3 protein-coding genes are annotated in these 1,571 nt (G+C 46.5%); 2 read left to right on the top strand and 1 reads right to left on the bottom strand.

The window, feature by feature from the left end; translation table 11 throughout:
* On the top strand, window positions 1–319 hold a 319-nt coding region (locus V7659_RS04850), incomplete at its 5' end, for a hypothetical protein (RefSeq protein ID WP_335538489.1).
* A gap of 38 nt (window positions 320–357) precedes the next feature.
* Window positions 358–666, top strand: coding sequence for an MGMT family protein (locus tag V7659_RS04855; protein ID WP_335538490.1), 309 nt, complete (start codon window positions 358–360; stop codon window positions 664–666).
* 134 nt (window positions 667–800) lie between these two features.
* On the opposite strand, the gene V7659_RS04860 is transcribed toward V7659_RS04855, so the two are convergent.
* Window positions 801–1,571: penicillin-binding transpeptidase domain-containing protein (locus V7659_RS04860; RefSeq protein ID WP_335538491.1), on the bottom strand; the 771-nt coding region annotated here is incomplete at its 5' end.

The raw sequence follows: 1,571 nt of genomic DNA on the forward strand, positions 1-1,571 counted from the left end.
CATTTTATTAGCTTGGATACGGGAATATGCTATAAATACTCAATCGGGACAAGGTGATATTCAAAGTTTTTTGATAATTGGACTTCTTACTTTTTTTCGACAGTCAATCAGAGTGGTCCAGAATCGCTCCGTTGCGCGGTTTTGGACTGGAAATATCCATAGCTTAGTTTTATTTCCCAAGAAATTTGTCGATAAAAAAATTATTCAAAAATGGCGATTAAGATTGGAATGGAGGTTCAAAAGGGGTTTGAAAGCCAGTACTTTGCATGATTTGGGGCAGTTTTTTCTAAAAGCATTGTTAAAATTATTATATCTTTGATACCTTTTTGGTATGTGTTTTTTGAAAGGAAGGGAACTATGACACCTTTTACTGAAAATGTAGTGGAAATTATTCGCAGCATCCCCGAAGGTAAGGTGGCGACTTATGGCCAAATCGCTCGGCTTGCTGGAAGCCCGCGTGCTGCCCGCCAAGTCGTCCGCGCCCTCCACTCTACGAGCAAGAAGTACCGCCTTCCCTGGCACCGCGTCATCAATGCCAAGGGGCAAATCGCCCTCCAGGATGACGAGTCCTATAATGAGCAACGGTTGTCGTTGGAGGCGGAAGGCGTGGAAATCGGCTTGGGTGGGATTATTGATTTGGAGAAGTATCAGTGGCGGCCGGAATAACAGACTAAGACGAGGGGCCCAAAAAGGAAAACGGCCGATATAAGGACATACCAACACAAAAAAACACCTAGCCCCTCCTAGGTGTTTAACTCCAAACTATTTCATTGTGGTGCCTGACACCACATAATACCCATCTAGCGCACCAACTCAAAAACTTTCTTCACTTTTTTAACAGGTATCTGCGAGCCGCCCCGCTTCTGGACATTCTCGACCATCATTGCGATCATCAAATCTGGTGAATTCGTGTTATATCCAATGAACCAGCCATTTTCCGTACCTGTTTCACCTTGCTTTTGTTTAATCTCCGCTGTCCCCGTCTTGCCCGCCAGCGGATAATCCTTCATATCAGCTGCATGCGCTGTTCCGGCGGCATCACCAACCACCTTCCGCAAATCCGCCGCGATCACCCCGGCATGTTCTGCTGAGACTACTGCTTCCTTCCAGACCTGACTCTTCTGCTCATCCATCAAAAGAATCGGCTTGATCATATTTCCATTATTGATAAATGGTGTATACGCCGACAGCAAATGCACAATACTCATTTGAATCTGCCCTTGCCCATAGCCCGAATCCGCCAGCGCAATTTCCCGGTCCAGTGCGCCAATCGTTGATTTTTCGAGCGGGAATGGATACGCCAGCTCTTCCTCAAAGCCAAATTTCTTCAGCCCATCCGCGAAAGCAGCTTTTCCCGTTTTTAACGCCGCTTGGGCAAAATAAATATTATCACTAAATACAAACGCCTTTTCCAGATTAACTGGCGCCGATCCCGCATGGACTCGCGTCACAAAATAACCGCCCCATGACTTATCCTTTTGCCACTTCTTTCCTAAAATCGGAACCGCCTGCTCTGGTGTAACCGCTCCGTTTTCCAATGCCACCCCAGCCGTGATTGCTTTCATCACAGA

Source organism: Neobacillus drentensis (assembly GCF_036966985.1).
In the GTDB taxonomy this organism is placed as follows: Bacteria; Bacillota; Bacilli; order Bacillales; family Cytobacillaceae; genus Neobacillus; species Neobacillus drentensis_E.

Bases quoted from the DNA above. Each gene is read 5' to 3' on its own strand.
- V7659_RS04855 (WP_335538490.1), top strand. From the start codon at position 358: ATGACACCTTTTACTGAAAATGTAGTGGAAATTATTCGCAGCATCCCC.